The sequence below is a fragment of the Photobacterium iliopiscarium genome (assembly GCF_003026395.1).
Classification (GTDB): domain Bacteria; phylum Pseudomonadota; class Gammaproteobacteria; order Enterobacterales; family Vibrionaceae; genus Photobacterium; species Photobacterium iliopiscarium.
In genome coordinates this window covers 25,076-44,957 of the sequence record NZ_PYOO01000017.1, presented here as the reverse complement: position 1 = coordinate 44,957, position 19,882 = coordinate 25,076, and the positions used below count along the sequence as shown (strand labels likewise).

17 protein-coding genes are annotated in these 19,882 nt (G+C 42.8%); 5 read left to right on the top strand and 12 right to left on the bottom strand.

The window, feature by feature from the left end; translation table 11 throughout:
• Positions 1-48: 48 nt before the first annotated feature.
• On the bottom strand, positions 49-1,335 hold the full coding sequence (purD, locus tag C9J51_RS17430; protein ID WP_045040599.1) for a phosphoribosylamine--glycine ligase: 1,287 nt from the start codon (positions 1,333-1,335) through the stop codon (positions 49-51).
• 135 nt (positions 1,336-1,470) lie between these two features.
• Positions 1,471-3,063, bottom strand: a complete 1,593-nt coding sequence (gene purH, locus C9J51_RS17425; protein WP_045040600.1) for a bifunctional phosphoribosylaminoimidazolecarboxamide formyltransferase/IMP cyclohydrolase — start codon at positions 3,061-3,063, stop codon at positions 1,471-1,473.
• A gap of 226 nt (positions 3,064-3,289) precedes the next feature.
• Here purH and zntR point away from each other — a divergent pair, with 226 nt between their 5' ends.
• Entirely contained in the window at positions 3,290-3,760 is a 471-nt protein-coding gene (gene zntR, locus C9J51_RS17420; protein ID WP_045038131.1) for a Zn(2+)-responsive transcriptional regulator, read from the top strand.
• Between the two features lie 130 nt (positions 3,761-3,890).
• Positions 3,891-4,172, top strand: a complete 282-nt coding sequence (gene ppnP, locus C9J51_RS17415; RefSeq protein WP_045038130.1) for a pyrimidine/purine nucleoside phosphorylase — start codon at positions 3,891-3,893, stop codon at positions 4,170-4,172.
• A gap of 66 nt (positions 4,173-4,238) precedes the next feature.
• Here ppnP and malI read toward each other — a convergent pair whose 3' ends face one another.
• Positions 4,239-5,267, bottom strand: a complete 1,029-nt coding sequence (gene malI, locus C9J51_RS17410; RefSeq protein ID WP_045038129.1) for a Mal regulon transcriptional regulator MalI — start codon at positions 5,265-5,267, stop codon at positions 4,239-4,241.
• Between the two features lie 283 nt (positions 5,268-5,550).
• Here malI and malX point away from each other — a divergent pair, with 283 nt between their 5' ends.
• Together malX and C9J51_RS17400 are read left to right on the top strand one after the other, a co-directional pair.
• The gene (gene malX / locus C9J51_RS17405; protein WP_107250841.1) at positions 5,551-7,128 is read left to right on the top strand and encodes a maltose/glucose-specific PTS transporter subunit IIBC; all 1,578 of its coding nucleotides are present in this window, start codon (positions 5,551-5,553) and stop codon (positions 7,126-7,128) included.
• 71 nt (positions 7,129-7,199) lie between these two features.
• Positions 7,200-8,378, top strand: a complete 1,179-nt coding sequence (locus C9J51_RS17400) for a MalY/PatB family protein (protein ID WP_045038127.1) — start codon at positions 7,200-7,202, stop codon at positions 8,376-8,378.
• 742 nt (positions 8,379-9,120) lie between these two features.
• On the opposite strand, the gene fis is transcribed toward C9J51_RS17400, so the two are convergent.
• The 9 genes from fis to acs all read right to left on the bottom strand — a co-directional run bounded on the left by fis (position 9,121) and on the right by acs (position 18,343).
• On the bottom strand, positions 9,121-9,417 hold the full coding sequence (gene fis, locus C9J51_RS17395) for a DNA-binding transcriptional regulator Fis (protein ID WP_005372656.1): 297 nt from the start codon (positions 9,415-9,417) through the stop codon (positions 9,121-9,123).
• A 23-nt stretch (positions 9,418-9,440) separates the two neighbouring features.
• Positions 9,441-10,406 carry a tRNA dihydrouridine synthase DusB gene (gene dusB, locus C9J51_RS17390; RefSeq protein WP_045038146.1) on the bottom strand — a complete coding sequence of 322 codons (966 nt, stop codon included), beginning with the start codon at positions 10,404-10,406 and terminating at the stop codon, positions 9,441-9,443.
• Between the two features lie 176 nt (positions 10,407-10,582).
• Positions 10,583-11,467 (bottom strand): 50S ribosomal protein L11 methyltransferase, encoded by an 885-nt coding sequence (gene prmA / locus C9J51_RS17385; protein WP_045040601.1) that lies wholly within the window; start codon positions 11,465-11,467, stop codon positions 10,583-10,585.
• A 167-nt stretch (positions 11,468-11,634) separates the two neighbouring features.
• A complete protein-coding gene (gene panF, locus C9J51_RS17380; protein ID WP_045040602.1) occupies positions 11,635-13,089 on the bottom strand; it encodes a sodium/pantothenate symporter in 1,455 nt (484 codons plus the stop codon).
• The gene (locus C9J51_RS17375; RefSeq protein ID WP_045038124.1) at positions 13,082-13,363 is read right to left on the bottom strand and encodes a YhdT family protein; all 282 of its coding nucleotides are present in this window, start codon (positions 13,361-13,363) and stop codon (positions 13,082-13,084) included. The genes panF and C9J51_RS17375 overlap by 8 nt, the downstream gene beginning before the upstream one ends.
• 204 nt (positions 13,364-13,567) lie before the next feature.
• The gene (gene accC, locus C9J51_RS17370; protein ID WP_045038123.1) at positions 13,568-14,911 is read right to left on the bottom strand and encodes an acetyl-CoA carboxylase biotin carboxylase subunit; all 1,344 of its coding nucleotides are present in this window, start codon (positions 14,909-14,911) and stop codon (positions 13,568-13,570) included.
• A 15-nt stretch (positions 14,912-14,926) separates the two neighbouring features.
• Positions 14,927-15,403: an acetyl-CoA carboxylase biotin carboxyl carrier protein gene (gene accB / locus C9J51_RS17365; RefSeq protein WP_045040603.1), complete on the bottom strand. Its 477-nt coding sequence runs from the start codon at positions 15,401-15,403 to the stop codon at positions 14,927-14,929.
• 26 nt (positions 15,404-15,429) lie between these two features.
• Positions 15,430-15,882: a type II 3-dehydroquinate dehydratase gene (gene aroQ, locus C9J51_RS17360; protein WP_045038121.1), complete on the bottom strand. Its 453-nt coding sequence runs from the start codon at positions 15,880-15,882 to the stop codon at positions 15,430-15,432.
• A 511-nt stretch (positions 15,883-16,393) separates the two neighbouring features.
• Positions 16,394-18,343, bottom strand: a complete 1,950-nt coding sequence (gene acs, locus C9J51_RS17355; protein WP_045040604.1) for an acetate--CoA ligase — start codon at positions 18,341-18,343, stop codon at positions 16,394-16,396.
• Between the two features lie 353 nt (positions 18,344-18,696).
• Here acs and C9J51_RS17350 point away from each other — a divergent pair, with 353 nt between their 5' ends.
• Complete coding sequence (locus C9J51_RS17350; protein WP_045040605.1) at positions 18,697-19,869, top strand: 3-phenylpropionate MFS transporter; 1,173 nt, start codon at positions 18,697-18,699, stop codon at positions 19,867-19,869.
• Positions 19,870-19,882: the final 13 nt, after the last annotated feature.

Sequence of the window (19,882 nt, the reverse complement as noted above, 5' to 3'; positions counted from 1 at the left end):
AAAAAAACGCGCCTTGAGAGCGCGTTTTTTAGAATTGAAGTCAGGGGTTTATTGTTCGCGAGCAATGGCACGATAACCAATATCATCACGATGGAACATGCCATTCCATGAGATTTGCTGTGTTAACGCATAAGCACGTTGCTGAGCGGCTAGAACGGTATCACCCATCGCCGTGGCACATAATACTCGCCCACCGTTAGTCACTACATCACCGTGAGCATTATTGGTTGTACCTGCATGAAAGATTTTCTCTCCCGCTCGCTCTTGTTGAGGTAAGCCGCGAATAATATCGCCTTTTTGATAATCAGCAGGATAGCCGCCAGCGGCTAGTACGATCCCAATAGCCGCGCGTGGATCCCATTTTGATTCAACACTATCAAGTTTGCCATCAATTGCCGCTAAACAAAGCTCAACTAAATCAGACTGCATACGTAGCATAATCGGTTGGGTTTCAGGATCACCAAAACGGCAGTTGTATTCAATCACTTTCGGGGTGCCGTCAGCCATTACCATCAAGCCCGCATAAAGAAAACCTGTGTAAGGAGCACCTTCTGCTGCCATACCTTCAACTGTCGGGTAAATCACTTCTTTCATTACGCGATCATGAATTTGTTGCGTAACAACGGGCGCTGGTGAGTAAGCGCCCATACCGCCAGTGTTTGGGCCTGTGTCGGCATTACCGACACGCTTATGATCTTGGCTGGTGGCCATTGGTAAGACGTTTTTACCATCGACCATGACGATAAAGCTAGCTTCTTCGCCATCAAGGAACTCTTCAATGACGACTCGATGTCCCGCTTCACCAAAGGCATTACCAGCTAACATATCACGTACAGCGGCTTCTGCTTCTTGTTCTGTCATGGCGACAATCACGCCTTTACCTGCGGCTAAGCCATCGGCTTTAACTACAATTGGTGCGCCTTTTTGTTTTAGATAAGCCAAGGCGGGTTCGATTTCAGTAAAGTTTTGGTAATCAGCGGTTGGAATGTTGTGGCGAGCTAAAAAATCTTTAGTGAACGCTTTAGAACCTTCAAGTTGCGCTGCGGCTTGAGTCGGGCCAAAAATGGCTAATCCAGCAGCACGAAAGGCATCAACAACACCAAGAACGAGTGGAACTTCAGGGCCAACAATCGTCAGTTCAATGTGGTTGTTCTGCGCAAACTCAACTAAACCCGTAATATTCTCAACGCTAATATCGATATTTTCTAATGTAGGTTCAAGAGTAGTACCAGCATTACCTGGGGCAATAAATATTTTTTCAACATCAGGGTTTTGTGCCACTTTCCAACCCAGTGCATGTTCACGGCCGCCATTACCAATAATTAGTACTTTCATCATTTTCCCTTTGAGTGCTGCGCTAAAATTAAACGTTAAGAATGTTGTCGTTGATGAGGTGCTACGGTATTACATTAACGTAATATATTCAGACCCTTGATTGAGAATCTGAATATATTTATTGGTTACAAAGTATTAATGGCGGAAGTGACGCATGCCAGTAAAGACCATTGCCATGCCATGTTCATCTGCTGCGGTAATCACTTCATCATCACGCATAGAGCCGCCCGGTTGAATCACACAAGTAATACCCGCTGCGGCTGCGGCGTCAATACCATCACGGAACGGGAAAAATGCATCAGAGGCCATTACGCTACCAGCGACTTCTAGATTTTCATCGGCGGCTTTAATACCCGCAATTTTAGCTGAATACACGCGGCTCATTTGACCTGCGCCGACACCAATTGTCATATTGCTTTTGGCATAGACAATCGCGTTAGATTTAACATATTTAGCTACTTTCCAGCAGAAGAGAGCATCACGTAACTCATCCGCCGTTGGTTGGCGTTGTGATACCACCGTTAGATCGTCTTGCGATACCATGCCTTGATCGCGATCTTGAACCAGTAAACCACCGTTAACGCGCTTAATATCAAAGCCTGTGGTTTTGGTTGACCATTCGCCACACTCAAGTAAACGCAGGTTTTTCTTGGCAGCGATAATCGTAGTTGCTTGGGCTGATATTTTTGGTGCAATGATCACTTCAACAAATTGACGATCAACAATCGCTTGTGCGGTTGCCGCGTCAAGTTCGCGGTTGAAGGCAATAATGCCGCCAAAGGCAGAGGTTGGATCGGTTTTATAAGCACGATCGTAAGCTTCAAATAAGTTATCACCTAAAGCTACCCCACATGGATTGGCGTGTTTTACAATCACACAAGCGGGAAGGTCGAATTCTTTGACACACTCAAGTGCTGCGTCAGTATCGGCAATATTATTGTATGACAGTGCTTTGCCTTGCAGTTGCGTTGCGGTTGCTACTGAGGCTTCTTGTGGATGTGCTTCAACATAGAATGCGGCTGCTTGGTGGCTGTTTTCACCGTAGCGCATGTCTTGTTTTTTCTCGAACTGTTGATTGAAAGTGCGGGGGAATGTTGACTCTTGGTCACCTTCTTTGTTATCGCCGTAAGAAGGCACCATCGTACCGAAGTAGTTAGCGATCATACCATCGTAGGCGGCAGTATGCTCAAACGCAGCAATGGCTAAATCAAAGCGAGTTGCATGGTTTAGTGAACCATCATTGGCGCTCATTTCTGTCAGAACACGATCATAATCGTCAGTATTAACCACAATCGTGACGTCTTTATAGTTTTTAGCGGCTGAGCGCACCATGGTTGGCCCGCCAATATCAATATTTTCGACCGCATCGTCTAAACTGCAATTTGGGTTAGCAACGGTTTCTGCGAACGGATAAAGGTTAACCACTACCATATCAATGGGGTTAATGCCGTGTTGTGCCATGATCACGTCATCAATACCACGACGACCTAAAACGCCACCGTGTACTTTAGGATGAAGAGTTTTTACACGACCATCCATCATTTCAGGAAAACCGGTGTAGTCAGAAACTTCAGTGACTTGAATGTTTTGTTCTGCAAGTAAACGAGCGGTACCACCCGTAGATAAAATCTCTACACCACGGTTGGCGAGGGCATGAGCGAATTCAACAATACCAGTTTTGTCGGATACGCTAAGCAGCGCACGGCGAATAGGACGAACGTTTTCCATTGCTACCATCTCTCTAATACACAGTGAATAGGATATTTTTCAATACCAATCCGCAGGGATTAGATTGGCGTTGAGAAATATCCTCGGCTAAAATCGAGCAAAGCTAAGAATTAGTAAACGATATGTATCAATCTGATGCCTATTCTACATGAATATTGCTATTGCGCAAACGTTTGCTATTTGAGTGTGATCACTGAAATATTGAGTTACTCGAAAGGGCGTTTAAATGTATTTAATAGGACAACTAGCAAAATTATGTAATGTCAGTAGTGATACATTACGTTTTTATGAAAAGAATGGTTTGATTGAACCTGCGGGTCGAAGTGACAGTGGTTATCGTCTCTACAGTGAGGATGATTTATCACGGGTTAAATTTATTTTACGGGCGAAAGCGATCGGTCTGAGTCTCGGTGAAATATGTGAGTTATTGGATATTCGACTTGAAGCAAGTCAACATAGTTGTGCTGAAGTTAAAGCGATCACGCAGGCTAAATTAGATGAAGTGGATAGTAAAATTGCTGAACTACAACGGATCCGTGGCGCGTTAAAAAAGATCAATGACGCTTGTTGTGGTCATCGTAATGATGACGCTAGCCATTGCTCTATTCTTGGCGCGTTAAATTACAGCGATGATATGGCGAATCCTGAAGTAAAACCTGAGCCTTGTCATTTAGGTCAATGTCATTGTGATGATTAATCACTTGTCGTATTTCTGATATTATCAATCATATTTTTGATGAATATTTTTCGTTAGTGGTTCATTTGAAATTGTGATAGTTTTTGGGCTTAGAAGATTTGCTTTACCTGTTTAGCAATAAGGAAATTCAATGTTAAAAGTGAATGAATATTTTGATGGCCAAGTAACATCTGTTGGCTTTGAATCTGCCGGTGATCATGCCAGTGTTGGTGTGATGGTTGCAGGTGAATATACTTTTTCGACCGCGGCCCCTGAGCGTATGACCGTCGTAAAAGGTGAACTTACCGTAAAATTACCGGGTCATGTTGATTGGGAAACCTATGGTGCTGGTGATGACTTTGAAGTTCCTGGTGATAGCGCATTCCACGTTAAAGTGACCAAAACTACAGCTTACTTATGTGACTATCTATAAGTTGCCTTAAGCGGATTAGTCAGTAAAAAAGCTTCGTTACGACGAAGCTTTTTTTATGGGTTACGTTTAAGCAGAGTCGCGGCAAATAAGTTTTGGCGTCAGTATTAAATGCTGAGTTGTATTATCATTGTTGTTCATTATTGCAAGTAAGCGCTTACCAGCTTGTTGCCCAATTTCTCTTATCGGCGAGCTGACGACGGTGAGTGATGGTTGGCTTAATGTCGCTTCGGCAATATCATCAAAACTAATAATCGCTACTTGCTGACCAATATAATTATCTTTACCAACACTCTTTCCGCTGCGTTTAACCCCATATATTGCGCCTAGTGCAATTGTCGGGCTATGGCACAATATAGCGGTTATTTTAGGGTGCTGAATTAACAGTTGCTGTACCGTTGTCGCAGCATCTAATTGATTATTATCTACTTCCACTATCCATTCATTTTTAAACGGCAATCCGTATTGGATGAGGGTGCATCCAAAGCCTCCTAATCGCTCTGCGCGGGTTAAAGACTCACCTGAACCGCCAATATAAGCAATATGACGATGGCCTTGTTCAATTAAGTATTGACTAGCAATGACTGCGGCTTGATGGTTATCGGGTCCAATATAATCGACTTCATTACTAACGGCTGCGCGTGCTAAACAAACAGCAGGGATCCCCGCTTGCTGAGCCATCGTTATAACCGTTGCCGTGGCCTCTCTGACCGGACTAAACGCAATTCCTGCCACGCCTTGCTGAATCATTGATTGCACGCATTGAATTAATTTTTGTGGGTTGCGATTAGATTGTGCCAAAAATAACAAATAGCCTTGTTGTTCCAATTGTTCGCTAATACCTGCGGTGATCTCGGTATAAAACGGATCGGTGATATCTGTTAATACCAAGCCAATTAAATTTGAGTGAGAGGTGCGTAAATTAGCTGCGGCAGTATTACGAACATAACCTAACGCCGCAACTGCTTGATTGACTTTATCAATCGTCGCGGTTGATATTCGACCTTTGTTACTGAGCACTAATGAGACGGTAGATACAGATACATCAGCATAGGCTGCGACATCAGTAATTTTTATTTTGGGTGTCTTGCTTGCCATCAGTGAATGAATCCTATTCATGCTGTTGCATTAAAAACGTTATATTGATTGCAATTATTTTAACAGGATCACAAATTTTGAAATGAGTTTTAAGTCGCTATATTTCCGTGATCTTGTTAGCGATAAAAATAGGTAAAACGTTTTATCATTCATCGCGTAATTTATCAAAAGCGTTGGCAAAATTCTTAAGGTTATCTTTGTCAGCGTTTTTTTTCAATAAAGAGCTAAAACGATTTACCTCTTTATTCTTGATGTTGAATGTTTCGTTAGTGAGTGACCCCTTATGGCTAAATCTGCACCTAAAACTACGCTTTGGGAATTTTTTCAAAGTTTAGGAAAAACCTTCATGCTTCCGGTCGCATTATTGGCGTTCTCGGGGATTTTACTCGGGATCGGTAGTTCATTATCGAGTGCCGCTGTTAAAGAAAGCCTGCCCTTTTTAGATAACACCATTTTGCAGTTGCTGTTCATGTGGATGACAAAAATTGGTCTTGTGGCCTTTATTTATCTGCCAATTATGTTTGCTGTTGCAATTCCATTAGGGTTAGCGCGTGAAGAAAAGGGTGTGGCTGCCTTTGCAGGTTTTGTTGGCTATTCCGCATTAAATCTTTCGATTAATTTCTATTTAACTGTTGCTGGGGTTATTGGTGATCCAACCGAAGAGAAAGCGTATGGGGTTAAGTTAATCCTTGGGGTTGAATCAATTGATACCGGTATTTTAGGGGCGGTTATTGTCGGTATTATTGTTGCTAAACTGCATGCCCGTTTCTATACCTATAAAATGCCTGATGCGTTAGCTTTCTTTGGTGGCGCGCGTTTTGTGCCGATTATTTCAACCTTAGTATTGGGTGTTGTGGGATTAATCGTACCCGTAGTATGGCCATATTTTGCAATGGGTATTGCCAGTATTGGTAACCTGATTTCTCATGCAGGTCCGTTTGGTCCGTTCCTCTTTGGTACTGGCGAGCGTTTATTATTACCGTTTGGTTTACATCATGTTTTAGTGGCTCTAGTACGTTTTACTGAGGCGGGTGGTTCGTTAGAAGTGTGTGGTAAAACGGTCAGTGGTGCACTTAATATTTTCTATTCTGAGTTGGCATGCCCAACGACTCAAGGCTTCTCTGGCTCTGCAACTGCATTTTTATCACAAGGTAAAATGCCAGTGTTCTTAGGGGGGTTACCGGGCGCAGCACTCGCTATGTACCACTGTGCGCGCCTTGAGAATCGTAGCAAGGTTAAAGCGTTATTATTGTCAGGTGTGATTGCTTGTATTATTGGTGGTATCACTGAGCCATTAGAATTCTTATTCTTGTTTGTTGCTCCTGCGTTATATGTGGTACATGCCATTTTAACGGGGGTGGGCTTTATGGTGATGGGCTTATTAGGCGTTACTATTGGTAATACCGATGGCAATATTATCGACTTCTTGATCTTTGGTGTATTACAAGGCACGGCAACGAAGTGGTATTTAGTACCAATGGTAGCGGCGATTTGGTTTGTGGTTTATTACAGTGTATTCCGCTTCGCAATTACGCGTTTTAATCTTAAAACACCAGGGCGTGAAGTTGAAACCAAAGAAGCATTGGCCTTTGCTGTAACGGGTGAGAAAACCACGGGGTATAAAGGCGATATTATTTTGGCAGCATTAGGCGGCGCAGAGAATTTAGTGTCTCTTGATAACTGCATTACGCGTTTACGTCTATCAGTGAACGACATGAGCTTAGTTAATGATGCCGTATTAAAAGCGAATGGTGCTTTAGGGGTGGTGAAGCTTGATGCGCATAACTTGCAAGTGGTGATTGGGCCTCAAGTTCATATGGTAAAAAATGAAATTCAAGGGCTGCTACCCGCTAGCGTATAACGTAACGAGCGGAGCTTAATGCTCCGCTTTTTTTTAACATTTTTTAAGGTAGGGTTACCTGCGAGGTTGTTATGTTTGATTTTTCTACGCCAGTGAATCGCTACGGTACTTATTGTACGCAATGGGATTATGTTGCCGATCGGTTTGGTAGTGATGATTTGTTACCGTTTACGATTTCTGATATGGATTTTGCGGTGGCACCGTGTATTCAACACGCGTTAACAACACGATTAGCTCATGGTGTGTTTGGTTATAGTCGCTGGAATCATAATGATTTTAAATCAGCTATTACAGGGTGGTTTTCTCGTCGCTACCATACTGAGATAAATCCCGATCATATCGTTTATGGGCCATCGGTCATTTATATTATTTCGCAACTGGTACAGCAATGGACGGCACAGGGTGATGGCGTATTAGTTCATACTCCGGCTTATGATGCGTTTGCCAATATGCTTAATGCCAACCAACGGCAGTTGTTAACTAGCCCGTTATTGAAAACCGATAATGGCGGTTATGAAATTGATTGGCCACAGTTTGAGGCGCAAGCAGCACGTGTTGAATGCAAGGTGTTGTTATTGTGTAGCCCTCAAAACCCAACGGGGCGAGTATGGACACGTGACGAACTCAGTCGTATGGCGCAGATTTGCCAGCAACATCAAGTGAAAGTTATTTCTGATGATATCCATATGGACATGGCATTTAATGAGTATATTCCGTGGCCAGCAGTGGCAATCGATAATCATTGGGCATTAGTTTCTTCTGGCTCCAAGTCATTTAATATTCCTGCATTAACCGGAGCATATGCTTTTATTGCTGATCCTACGGTTTGTGAGCGTTACTTAATTCAATTAAAAGCAGCAGATGGTTTATCGTCACCGTCTATTTTAGGTGTTATTGGGCACATAGCGGCTTATAACGAAGGTGAGGAGTGGCTAGAGAGCTTGAAAGAATATCTACAAGCGAACTTGCAATATGTGGCACAGCAGCTTGAATACGCGTTTCCTGAGCTTAATTACCGCGTACCGCAAGGAACTTATTTAGCATGGATTGATTTACGTCCTCTTAATATTGATATGGATGCATTGCAGCAATTATTAATTAATGAGTACCATATCGCGATTATGCGTGGTGACACTTATGGTGTTGAAGGTGTCGGGTATGTACGGTTAAATGTTGGATGTCCACGTAGTAAGGTGGAAATTGGTGTACAAGCACTGGTCGCAGCATTACATCAACTGGTAAAGCGTTAATTGTTGTTATTGATATTTAACGTTATTGATACGATAGCCTTGTTAAGGCATGTTACGTTGCTGTAGTGAGTGCGGCTAATAATGTATAACTGGCCGCACATCTATATCCTGTTCGAATACTTATTGCGGCTAACACGGTATAATCACGTGCATTTATATGTATCAAGCGAATACTAATTATGCCTAAGTGTGATAAATGCCAATCTTATGATGTTGTCAGAAAACATCGAAAATTTTTCCAACGTTTATTCATTAAGCGTGTCAGTGTTTGTAATGAATGCGGGCATGTTCATAAATGTTTTAAGTATACGTTTTAAATAAATTGGATAGTTAACGTCTGATATATCTTAAGCCGTATGTGAATTATTCATTGTTATATGTGTTACATATAACAATGAATGATTTTATTGTGCAATCTGTTTCTTTTTACTTACGTGTTAGATATGCTGTTTGATGCTTATGTGGGTATAAAGGAGTTAGGCATGAATCAGTGCAATAATTGTCAATCATATGACATTGAACGAGTACGGCGTAAATTTTATCAACGCTTTTTTATTCGACGTATTATTCAGTGTCGTCAATGCGCTCATGTGCAGAAATTTTTCAAATATGATTTTTTAAATAAATCGAATACGGCTGCCAATAAATTATAGTGTAATAATATGTTGACTAATTTAACGAAAAAGCCCATTTCATCGTGATGATGAAATGGGCTTTTTTACAATCATTAAACCAAGTTGGTTTAGTTCATGCCATATTTCTTTAGTTTCTTACGTAGCGTACCACGGTTGATACCCATCATGGTTGCAGCGCGAGTTTGGTTACCGCGAGTGTACTGCATGATTGTATCTAGTAGTGGTTGTTCAACTTCTGCAAGCACAAGCTCGTACAGATCGTCGACTTCCTGACCATTTAATTGAGCAAGGTAGTTTTTAAGGGATGCCTTCACTGAATCACGTAATGGTTTCTGTGTGATTTGGTCTTGTGAAGTTACAGTTGTTACTGTTAACGCTTCGGAAGTCAGATTTTGTTCGAACATAATTCTGTAAGCTCTTCTAGTATTTATGCAACGTTTTCGAAGTAGCCTTGCAGCGCATCGATTTGCTGTTGAGCATCCTCGAGTGCGTTGAAGGTCCGGCGGAAATCACCTGCTGGTGCATGCTCTTTCAAATACCAAGACACGTGTTTACGTGCAATGCGTAATCCTAGGTAATCACCATAAAATTGGTGAAGTTCCTTAACATGCCCCAACATAATTTCGCTGATTTCGTCAATTGACGGTGCAGCGAGGTGTTCACCGGTTGTTAAGTAATGGTGGATTTCTCTAAAAATCCACGGCTTCCCTTGTGCAGGTCGGCCAATCATTAGAGCATCGGCACCCGTATAATCGAGTACAAAGCGTGCTTTCTCCGGGCTATCGATATCACCGTTAGCAATAACTGGGATCGAGATGGCTTGTTTCACCGCTCTAATGTAGTCATATTCCGCTTCACCTTTGTACATGCAAGCCTTGGTACGTCCATGAAGGGCGAGGGCTTGTATGCCGCATTGTTCGGCGAGTTTGGCTATGTTGACACAGTTCCGATTATCGAGATCCCAGCCGGTACGGGTTTTAAGCGTAACGGGAACATCTACTGCGTCCACGACGGTACGAAGAATATCTTCGATAAGGTGGGGATATTGCAGTAGTGCAGAACCTGCTAATCGTTTATTTACTTTCTTGGCTGGGCATCCCATATTGATATCGATGATTTGCGCACCGTTTTCAACACTGAATTGCGCAGCTTCGGCCATCAATTTTGGATCAGCCCCTGCTATCTGAACCGAACGAATTCCTGATTCACCTTCATGAACCATACGATTGAGCGATTTAGACGTTTTCCAGAGATCTGGATTCGACGACATCATCTCGCTAACAGCCATGCCCGCACCGTAGCGAAGGCATAATTCACGAAATGGCCGATCGGTCACACCCGCCATTGGCGCGACTATCAGTTGGTTTTTAAGTTGATATGGACCGATATGCAAAATGTCTCTACCTGACTGTGCCAGTAAGGGCGCGCATTTTACGCATTTTTTACGCCGCTGAAAAGGCCAATAATTGAGCATGATGATTTTGTTTGTCAAAATCGCATGATTTTCAATCAATTGACCCGTTAAATTAATTAATAATAATCAACAGCAGCAACCAATTACCGTAATTTTTATGCTTTATGACCCGAGATACGACACCACTCTTCGCGTGCCATTACTGGATCTAATGTGATTTCATCGCTGTAGTAAGTTGCAACATCTTCAGCTTGGCTTTCAAGTACACCAGAAATTGCGAGGTCGCCACCATTTTTCACTAAGCTCTTAATCACTGGTGATAATTCACGCAATGGACCGGCTAGAATGTTAGCAACAACGACATCTGCTTGAATGCCTTGTGGTTGATCTTGTGGTAGGTATAGCTCTAGATCGCCAGAAACACCATTGCGTTCAGCGTTATCACGAGAAGCTAAAATAGCTTGTGGGTCGATATCAATACCGATTACTTTTGCTGCGCCTAACTTAAGCGCTGCAATGGATAAAATACCTGAACCACAGCCAAAATCGATCACAGTTTTACCGACTAAATCTTGACCGTCTAACCACTCAAGACATAATGATGTGGTTGGGTGAGTACCTGTACCAAATGCTAAACCTGGATCTAACAGTACATTGACGGCTTCAGGGTCTGGTGTTTCATGCCAGCTAGGGCAAATCCACAAACGGCGACCAAAACGCATTGGGTGGAAATTATCCATCCACTCTCGTTCCCAGTCTTTATCTTCTAATTGCTCGATTTTATAAGCAAAATCATCAGCAATTAATGGGCTGTTTTTTAGCATGTTCAGCACGAAATCCATGTCGGCTTCAGCATCATACAAACCAATCACATCAGTATCGCCCCATAGACGGGTTTCGCCTGGCATTGGCTCGAAAACTGGCGTGTCTTGTGCGTCAAGGAAAGTGGCGGACAGAGCACCAGTCTCTTCCATTAGCATATCGCCAATTGCTTCTGCATTCTCTGCAGTAGCGTTCAGTTTAATTTGAATCCAAGGCATGGTTTATTCGCTTATTTTGTGACTACTTGAACATAGGGGGCGCAGTTTAGCATGAAATTTCACCAATCCCCATTAGCAGATGCTAAACAATAGATAAAAAAAAGAGAGAGCGGGTTGGCTCTCTCTGATTAATGTGTGGTTATGTTGGCGTAATTAACAATCAAAAATCAGTTAACGTCGGCTATTTTCAATTTATTAGGACGAGCATAACTACCGATGATAAAGGCGACTAACCCAATGATTAATGTGGGAACGATAGCATGCATCCCTCCCATATCTGGCTTACCTAATGACAAGGCAAGATATGTTGTTAATCCGATAGTCATTGAAGCAAAGGCACCCGTTGCAGAGGCTTTTTCCCAATATAGCCCTAACACTAAAGGCCATAGGAATACCGCTTGTAAGCTACCAAAGGCTAATAAATTGAGCCAGATGATCATATTTGGAGGGTTCATTGCTGCTACAAACACCAATGCTGAAAAAATAGCGGTTACCCATAATGATAATTTAGGTAGCTTGGTTTCAGCGGCTTCACCTTCGGCAATCTTAGGGTTGATATAATTAATATATAAATCTTTAAGTAAGGTTGCAGATGCTTGAATTAATTGAGAATCAATGGTCGACATAATTGCGGCCATTGGACCTGCTAAGAATATTCCGGCAACCGCTGGTGGCAATACTGTCACCATTAAGATTGGCATGATCTGATCGGGACTAGCGATATTTGGCACGATGGCACGGCCTAGCGCACCGGCTAAATGCATTCCAAACATTAGTAGCGCGACGATAATGGTACTGATCACCATCCCTTTGTGCAGTGAGCGACTGTCTTTATAAGACATACAGCGTACTGCGGCGTGAGGTAAACCGATAACCCCAAAACAGACCAGAATCCAAAAGCTCAGCATAAATGGTTGGCTTAAAAAGTGGTGGGGTCCATAAGGGGAGACTAATGCTGGATCAATACTATGTAGTTTGGTGACGAGAGCCCCAATACTGCCACCAGTATGAACGATCCCAACCAGTAGCGCGATCGTACCAATGATCATCATGATCCCTTGAATGGTATCTGTCATGACGACGGCTCTAAAGCCACCAATGGTGGTATAGAGGCCAACGGTGATAGCAAATAGCATTAGGCCATGAGTATAAGATAGCCCCGTTACTGTTTGTAATAAGCGAGCTCCACCAACAAACTGGACAACCATGGTGCCAAAAAAGGCCAGTAGTAGTGACAATGAAGCAAAGATCACCACGCCCTTGTGTTGATAGCGAGCATATAAAATATCATTGAGGGTTAACGCATTATGGCGTCGAGATTCAATTGCAAATTTTTTACCTAGCACACCTAAGGTTAACCATGCTGCGGGAAGTTGGATCATGGCGAGTAAGACCCATCCAAGTCCCATTTTATAGGCAGCTCCTGGGCCACCGATAAAAGTACTGGCACTGGCGTAGGTCGCAGCGAGGGTCATAGCAAGAACGAAGCCGCCCATACTGCGACCACCGACGAGGTATTCTGTTAGGAAATTACCTTTACCCTGAAAACGGCGAGTATAAAGTGCAACGCCAAAAACGGCGGCTAAATACAGCACTAACGGAATGATAAGTTGGCTATTCATGTGGTTTATCGTCTGTGATTTCAAGCGGGAGATCGCGGTAAATAAATTTCACCATCAAGGCGCAAAGTATAGTAAAAACAATGGGACCAATAATGCACGATAGCAAAAACCATAATGGGAAACCAAAATAGAGCGTTGGCATGCTGAGGTCAGTTATTGCGGGGGCAAACCCATAGGCGGAAACATACCACCAAAGAAAATAAGCTAACGCGAGTCCTATCGCCCAGCGCGCTTCTTTATGCGCTTGACGGTAGCGTGCAGAAAGCGTTTTCATGCGGTTTCTCCAGTTATTATTGGTAAAGAACTTACCACTGAATTGTAGTGATCAGTGATAGCGGTCAAAAAAGGGGGCTATTGTGGCAAAAGATAAGGCTTTATGCCATGTCTAGTGCGTACGCATACAACTAATGCGGTTATTAAAAATAAAAAAGGCCACCCTTAGGCAGCCTTTTTAACGTTTAAATGTTAAATAACGTTATTACTGTAAACCAAGCTTCTTCTCAAGGTAGTGGATGTTAGCGCCACCTTTTTGGAAGTTTTCATCATTCATAATTTCTTGCTGAAGAGGAATATTGGTTTTAATGCCATCAATGATCATTTCACTTAATGCATTACGCATACGTGAGATAGCCACATCACGGTTTTCACCATAAGCGATTAACTTACCAATCATTGAATCATAGTAAGGCGGTACGGTATAACCAGTATAGATGTGAGATTCCCAACGAATACCCATACCACCTGGAGAGTGGAAACGCGTGATCGTGCCAGGGCAAGGAAGGAAACGCTCAGGATCTTCAGCATTAATTCGACACTCAACCGCGTGACCGCGAATTTGAATATCTTTTTGGCTAAATGATAACGGTTGGCCTGCTGCAATACGTAATTGTTCTTTAATTAAATCAACACCAGTTACCATTTCTGTTACTGGGTGTTCAACTTGAATTCGAGTGTTCATTTCAATGAAGTAGAATTCACCGTTTTCGTAAAGAAACTCAAACGTACCCGCGCCACGATAGTTAATTTCAATACATGCACGCGTACAACGTTCACCGATATATTTACGCATCTCTTCGGTTATACCGGGTGCTGGTGCTTCTTCAACCACTTTTTGGTGGCGACGTTGCATTGAACAATCGCGTTCACCTAAGTGAATTGCACCACCTTGACCATCAGCAAGGATTTGTACTTCGATATGACGAGGGTTTTCAAGGTATTTTTCCATGTAAACCATGTCATTATTAAAGCAAGATTTTGCTTCTGCGCGGGTCATGGCAATCGCTTCAGTCAGTTCATTTTCAGAACGTACAACACGCATACCACGACCACCGCCGCCACCAGAGGCTTTAATGATAACTGGGTAACCAATACGTTTAGCGAAAGATTTATTTTTCGCTTCATCGTCATCAAGTGGACCGTCAGAACCGGGTACACAAGGTACACCGGCTTTTTTCATGGCACTGATTGCTGATACTTTATCGCCCATTAGACGAATAGTTTCTGCTTTAGGACCCACAAAAATAAAGCCTGAACGTTCTACTTGCTCAGCAAAATCAGCATTTTCAGATAGGAAACCGTAGCCAGGGTGAATCGCTACTGCGCCTGTGATTTCTGCTGCACTGATAATACGAGGAATATTAAGGTAACTATCGATACTACGAGCGGGACCAATACAAACGGATTCATCTGCTAATAGTACGTGTTTAAGATCACGGTCAGCGGTTGAGTGAACCGCAACGGTCTTAATACCTAATTCTTTACATGCGCGAAGAATTCGAAGTGCAATTTCACCTCGATTCGCAATTACTAATTTATCTAACATAGCCAGGAGCCTCGATTACTCGATGATTACAAGCGGTTGGTCGAATTCAATTGCATCGCCTTCTTGAGCAAGGATAGCAATAACTTTACCTGCTTTATCTGCTTGAATTTGGTTCATCATTTTCATTGCTTCAACGATACATAGTGTATCGCCAATGTTGACTGATTGACCTACTTCAGCAAAGTTTTTTGCTTCTGGGCTTGGTGCACGGTAGAACGTACCCACCATTGGTGAAAGTATTTTATGACCCGGTGCAACAACAGGTGCTTCTGGTGCTTGGAATGATGCAGGTGCTTCTGCCACAGGTGCCGTTTGAACAGGTGCTGCTTGAACAGGTGCGGCCATAGGAGCAACAGCATATTGTTGTGGCATAGCTGTTACGGGAACGCTACGACTGATTCGAACAGATTCTTCACCTTCAGAAATCTCTAGCTCTGCAATACCAGATTCTTCAACCAGTTCAATTAGCTTCTTAATTTTACGAATGTCCATTATATTTCTCTTTATATATTGTTCAGTTAGCTGTCTGCATGCAGGCGATTAACCGCTGCCTGTAGGGCGAATTCATAACCGTCAGGGCCAAGGCCACAAATCACTCCAACGGCTTTATCCGATAAGTAGGAGTGATGACGAAAAGGTTCACGTGCGTGAACGTTAGATAAATGTACTTCAATAAACGGAATAGCAACTCCAAGTAAGGCATCACGAATAGCTACGCTAGTGTGAGTGAAAGCTGCTGGGTTTATAATAATGAAATCCACGTTGGCGTAGGCTTGGTGAATCGCATCAATTAACTCGTGTTCCGCATTTGATTGAATGTGTTCTAATGCCACGCCTAAATCGACGGCTTTGGTCGTTAATTTCTGAACCAGTTGCATGAGTGTTTGTTGGCCATAATGTTCAGGCTCACGCAGACCTAATAAATTTAGGTTGGGTCCATTAATCAATAAAATGCGTTTAATGGTTGGCATCTTGAGGTCTCATCACTTATTTATGAAGTTAAACTCGAACAACTTGTCGCTATCTACAAGTTGACTTCCATGTGTTCGTTTTTTACTACCAAACATTAATTGTGAACCAATTATAGAGAATTCAACGCAAATCGCAGCAAAATACTGGTCTAATCACCACTTTTTGCGCGAACAGGTGTAAGCCGTTGTGATAATGTTAGTAGATGTTAATACGTTTATCCTACGTCAATGTAACGTAACTAAGTGCAAGAATTTAGTAATAAAACTGTGTTTTTGTTAGTTATTATTACGGTGTGATAATTGAGCTTAAAAAAGATGATTTATGTACTTATTTTGTGATGCAATTTTAAAAAATATTCTCAATATCGAATAGGTTAACGCGATATTTTAGCGTTAGGTAGCTTATCCTAAGCTGAATTTGATTTAAATTATCATTAATAACTGCATAAAAAAAGACCACTATCGCGGTCTTTTGATCTTGGTTCTATTGATCATTGCTTCTTGGTTGGATTTAGAATAGTTGTTGTTTTTCTGCAATCAGTTTATCAACCACACTGGGATCAGCGAGGGTTGATGTATCACCGAGAGATTCGGTGTCGCCCGTAGCAATTTTTCGTAGAATACGGCGCATAATTTTTCCTGAACGGGTTTTTGGTAATGAATCAGTCCAGTGAAGAAAATCAGGGGTGGCAATGGGCCCTATTTCTTTTCGAACCCAATCTTTGACTTGTTTGTGTAATTCTGCACTTGGATATTCACCGTCATTAAGGGTGATATACGCATAAATCGCTTGGCCTTTGATGGCATGAGGGATACCGACAATTGCAGCTTCAGCTATTTTATCAAAAGCCACTAGAGCCGATTCAATTTCAGCCGTACCCATACGGTGACCTGAAATATTCAGTACATCATCAACACGCCCCGTGATCCAGTAATAACCATCCTCATCGCGACGAGCGCCATCACCAGAGAAATACATTCCAGGAAAGGTTGAGAAGTAGGTTTGTTCAAAGCGCTCGTGATCGCCCCATAACGTCCGCATTTGTCCCGGCCATGAATCGGTAATTACTAAGTTGCCATCAGTGGCGTCTGTTAAAATATTACCTATATTATCAACCAGTGCTGGTTGTACGCCAAAAAAGGGCCGTGTGGCTGAACCGGGTTTGAGGGCGGTTGCACCTGGAAGTGGGCTAATAAGAATGCCGCCAGTTTCTGTTTGCCACCAGGTATCGACAATAGGGCAACGACTGTCGCCAATGGTGCGGTGATACCATTCCCATGCTTCAGGGTTTATCGGCTCACCGACAGATCCCATGATCCGTAATGATGAACGCTTGGTACCTTTGATTGCATCATCGCCTTTGGCCATTAAAGCGCGAATCGCGGTGGGAGCAGTATAGAGAATGTTGACTTGGTGTTTATCAACCACTTCGCTCATACGGCTGGTGGATGGATAATTAGGCACACCTTCAAATAAAACCGTGGTCGCGCCATTCGCGAGGGGACCATAAACTAAATAGCTGTGACCTGTGATCCAGCCGACGTCGGCAGTACACCAATAGATTTCCCCCGGTTGGTAATCAAAAACATATTTAAAGGTCATGGTGGCATAAACCAGATAACCGCCGGTGGTGTGTAATACCCCTTTAGGCTTACCCGTTGAGCCTGATGTGTAGAGAATAAATAGCGGATCTTCAGCATTCATTGGCTCTGGTGCACAATGGCTAGAGGCGACAGCCGTTGCTTGATGCCACCACACATCACGTTCACTGTGCCATTCAACATTGCCACCAGTTCGTTTAAACACCACTACTTTTTCAATACTAGTAACCAATGGGTTAGCGAGTGCATCATCGACATTTTGTTTTAATGGCACAGCCCTGCCACCACGAACCCCTTCATCCGCGGTGATCACGACTTTTGCATTAGAATCAATAATACGTCCAGCAAGGGCTTCTGGGGAAAAACCACCAAAGACGATAGTATGCACAGCGCCTATACGGGTACATGCCAGCATGGCAACGGCAGCTTCTGCGACCATTGGCATGTAGAGACAGACCACATCGCCTTTACGTACGCCTTGGCTTTTGAGGGCATTAGCAAACTGACATACCTGTTGGTGAAGATCGTTATAGGTTAGGGTTGCGTCGTCATTAGGATCATCGCCTTCCCAAATAATCGCCGCTTGATCGCCACGATCAGCTAGATGGCGATCAATACAATTGGCCGACACATTAAGTTCACCATCTTCAAACCATTTTATGCTGACATGACCACTATCAAATGAGGTATTTTTTACTTTAGTGTAAGGGGTGATCCAATCAATGATTTGACCATGTTGACGCCAAAAGCCTTGTGGATTAATCGTTGATTGTTGGTACATCTCACGATATTGGTCGTCGTTAATATGAGCACTATTCGCTATTGCACTATCAACTGGATAAATATGAACCTCACTCATCCTTGTTCTCCTTGAGTTTTCCCTATTGGGGTAATGTTTGTGGTATGAACAAACATCGTTGTGCGGTAGTAGTGATTAAAGTGGAGGATTCTAGGGGTTACGACAATTAGACTTTAGGATGAGATCACTGCCTAATTTGATGGGCTTATGTTGTTGCACGAGGTTACATTGTATTTTGTGCGCAGCTTAAGTTGTTTGGTTCATGGTGAGGTTGGAATTGAATGTGACAGTCGTCGCATTTAGGTTGTAAATGTTTGTTATTTTAAGGTGAACATTACCGAACGATTACAGATTAGTGGTTGCTTTACGGCATAATAGAGCCGTTTTTTATCTACCACATTTTGAGACCTATTATGTTTAAAAGTAAGCCATATGGTTGGACATCCCAATATCTATTGGGATTTTTCTTTTCTTATGGGGTGTATTTACCCTTCTGGGCTATTTGGTTTAAACATATAGGCGTCGATGACTCTGATATTGGTTTATTACTCGGTTTGGGCTTTGCGGTGCGTTGTATTGCTAATTTAGTTATTACGCCAAGGATCCATAAAGTTGAACATTTAATTCCTGCCTTACGAGGGTTTACATTACTCGGGCTGGTGGCCTGTATTATCTATATTATTTGTGGTGGCAACCTCTGGGTTCTCGCTGCGGTAACGGTACTCTTTAATTTATCCGCAGGGCCAATCGTACCGATTTCAGATGCGATTACTAACCACTATGCTAAAGAAGGTCATTTAGATTATGGTCGTACTCGCTTGTGGGGCTCAATTGCGTTTATTGCGGGCTCAACTGTTGTGGGTGTATTAGCTCAGCGTTATGGGGCTGATATTATTCCTTGGGTGGCGTTAACCGGTTTAGGTTTTGCACAAATCATGGCTGCTCGTAATCCCGTGGTTATGCCTGTTGATGTTAATAGTCATCAACAAGCTCGCCCCGCATTAATGCATATTCTACGTGATAGTTCAGTGATTAAATTGATGTTAATTACCGCATTGTTGCAGGGCAGTCATGCGGCATATTATGGTTTTAGTTCGATTTATTGGCAGAAAATAGGTTTTGATGAATCTGTCATTGGTTATTTATGGAGTTTTAGTGTTGCCGCTGAAGTGGGGATGTTTCTGGTAAGTAAGCGCTTATTTGCTCATTGGTCGATTAACAATATGTTCCGCTTAGCGGCCGTTGGCGTATTAGTACGTTGGGGTTTAACAGCAACCATTACTGATCAGTGGGCAATGTTTGCGGTGCAGTCATTACACAGCGTGACATTTGCAGCGGCTCACCTCGCAGCCATTCGTTATATCGAGCGTTCACCTAGCAATCATATGGTGGCATTACAGTCGTTGTATAACGCGATTCCGTTGGGGGCGGTGATGGCTGTTTTAACCTCAATCAGTGGTTGGGTTTATGGCGATTGGGGCGCTGATGTGTTCTGGATCATGGCGGTAATGGCAGTGCCGGTATTCTTTATTCGTTTACCATTACCCGGTGAGCAACCGCAGACTTTAACGCCACAAATGAATTAAGCACGAATACAAT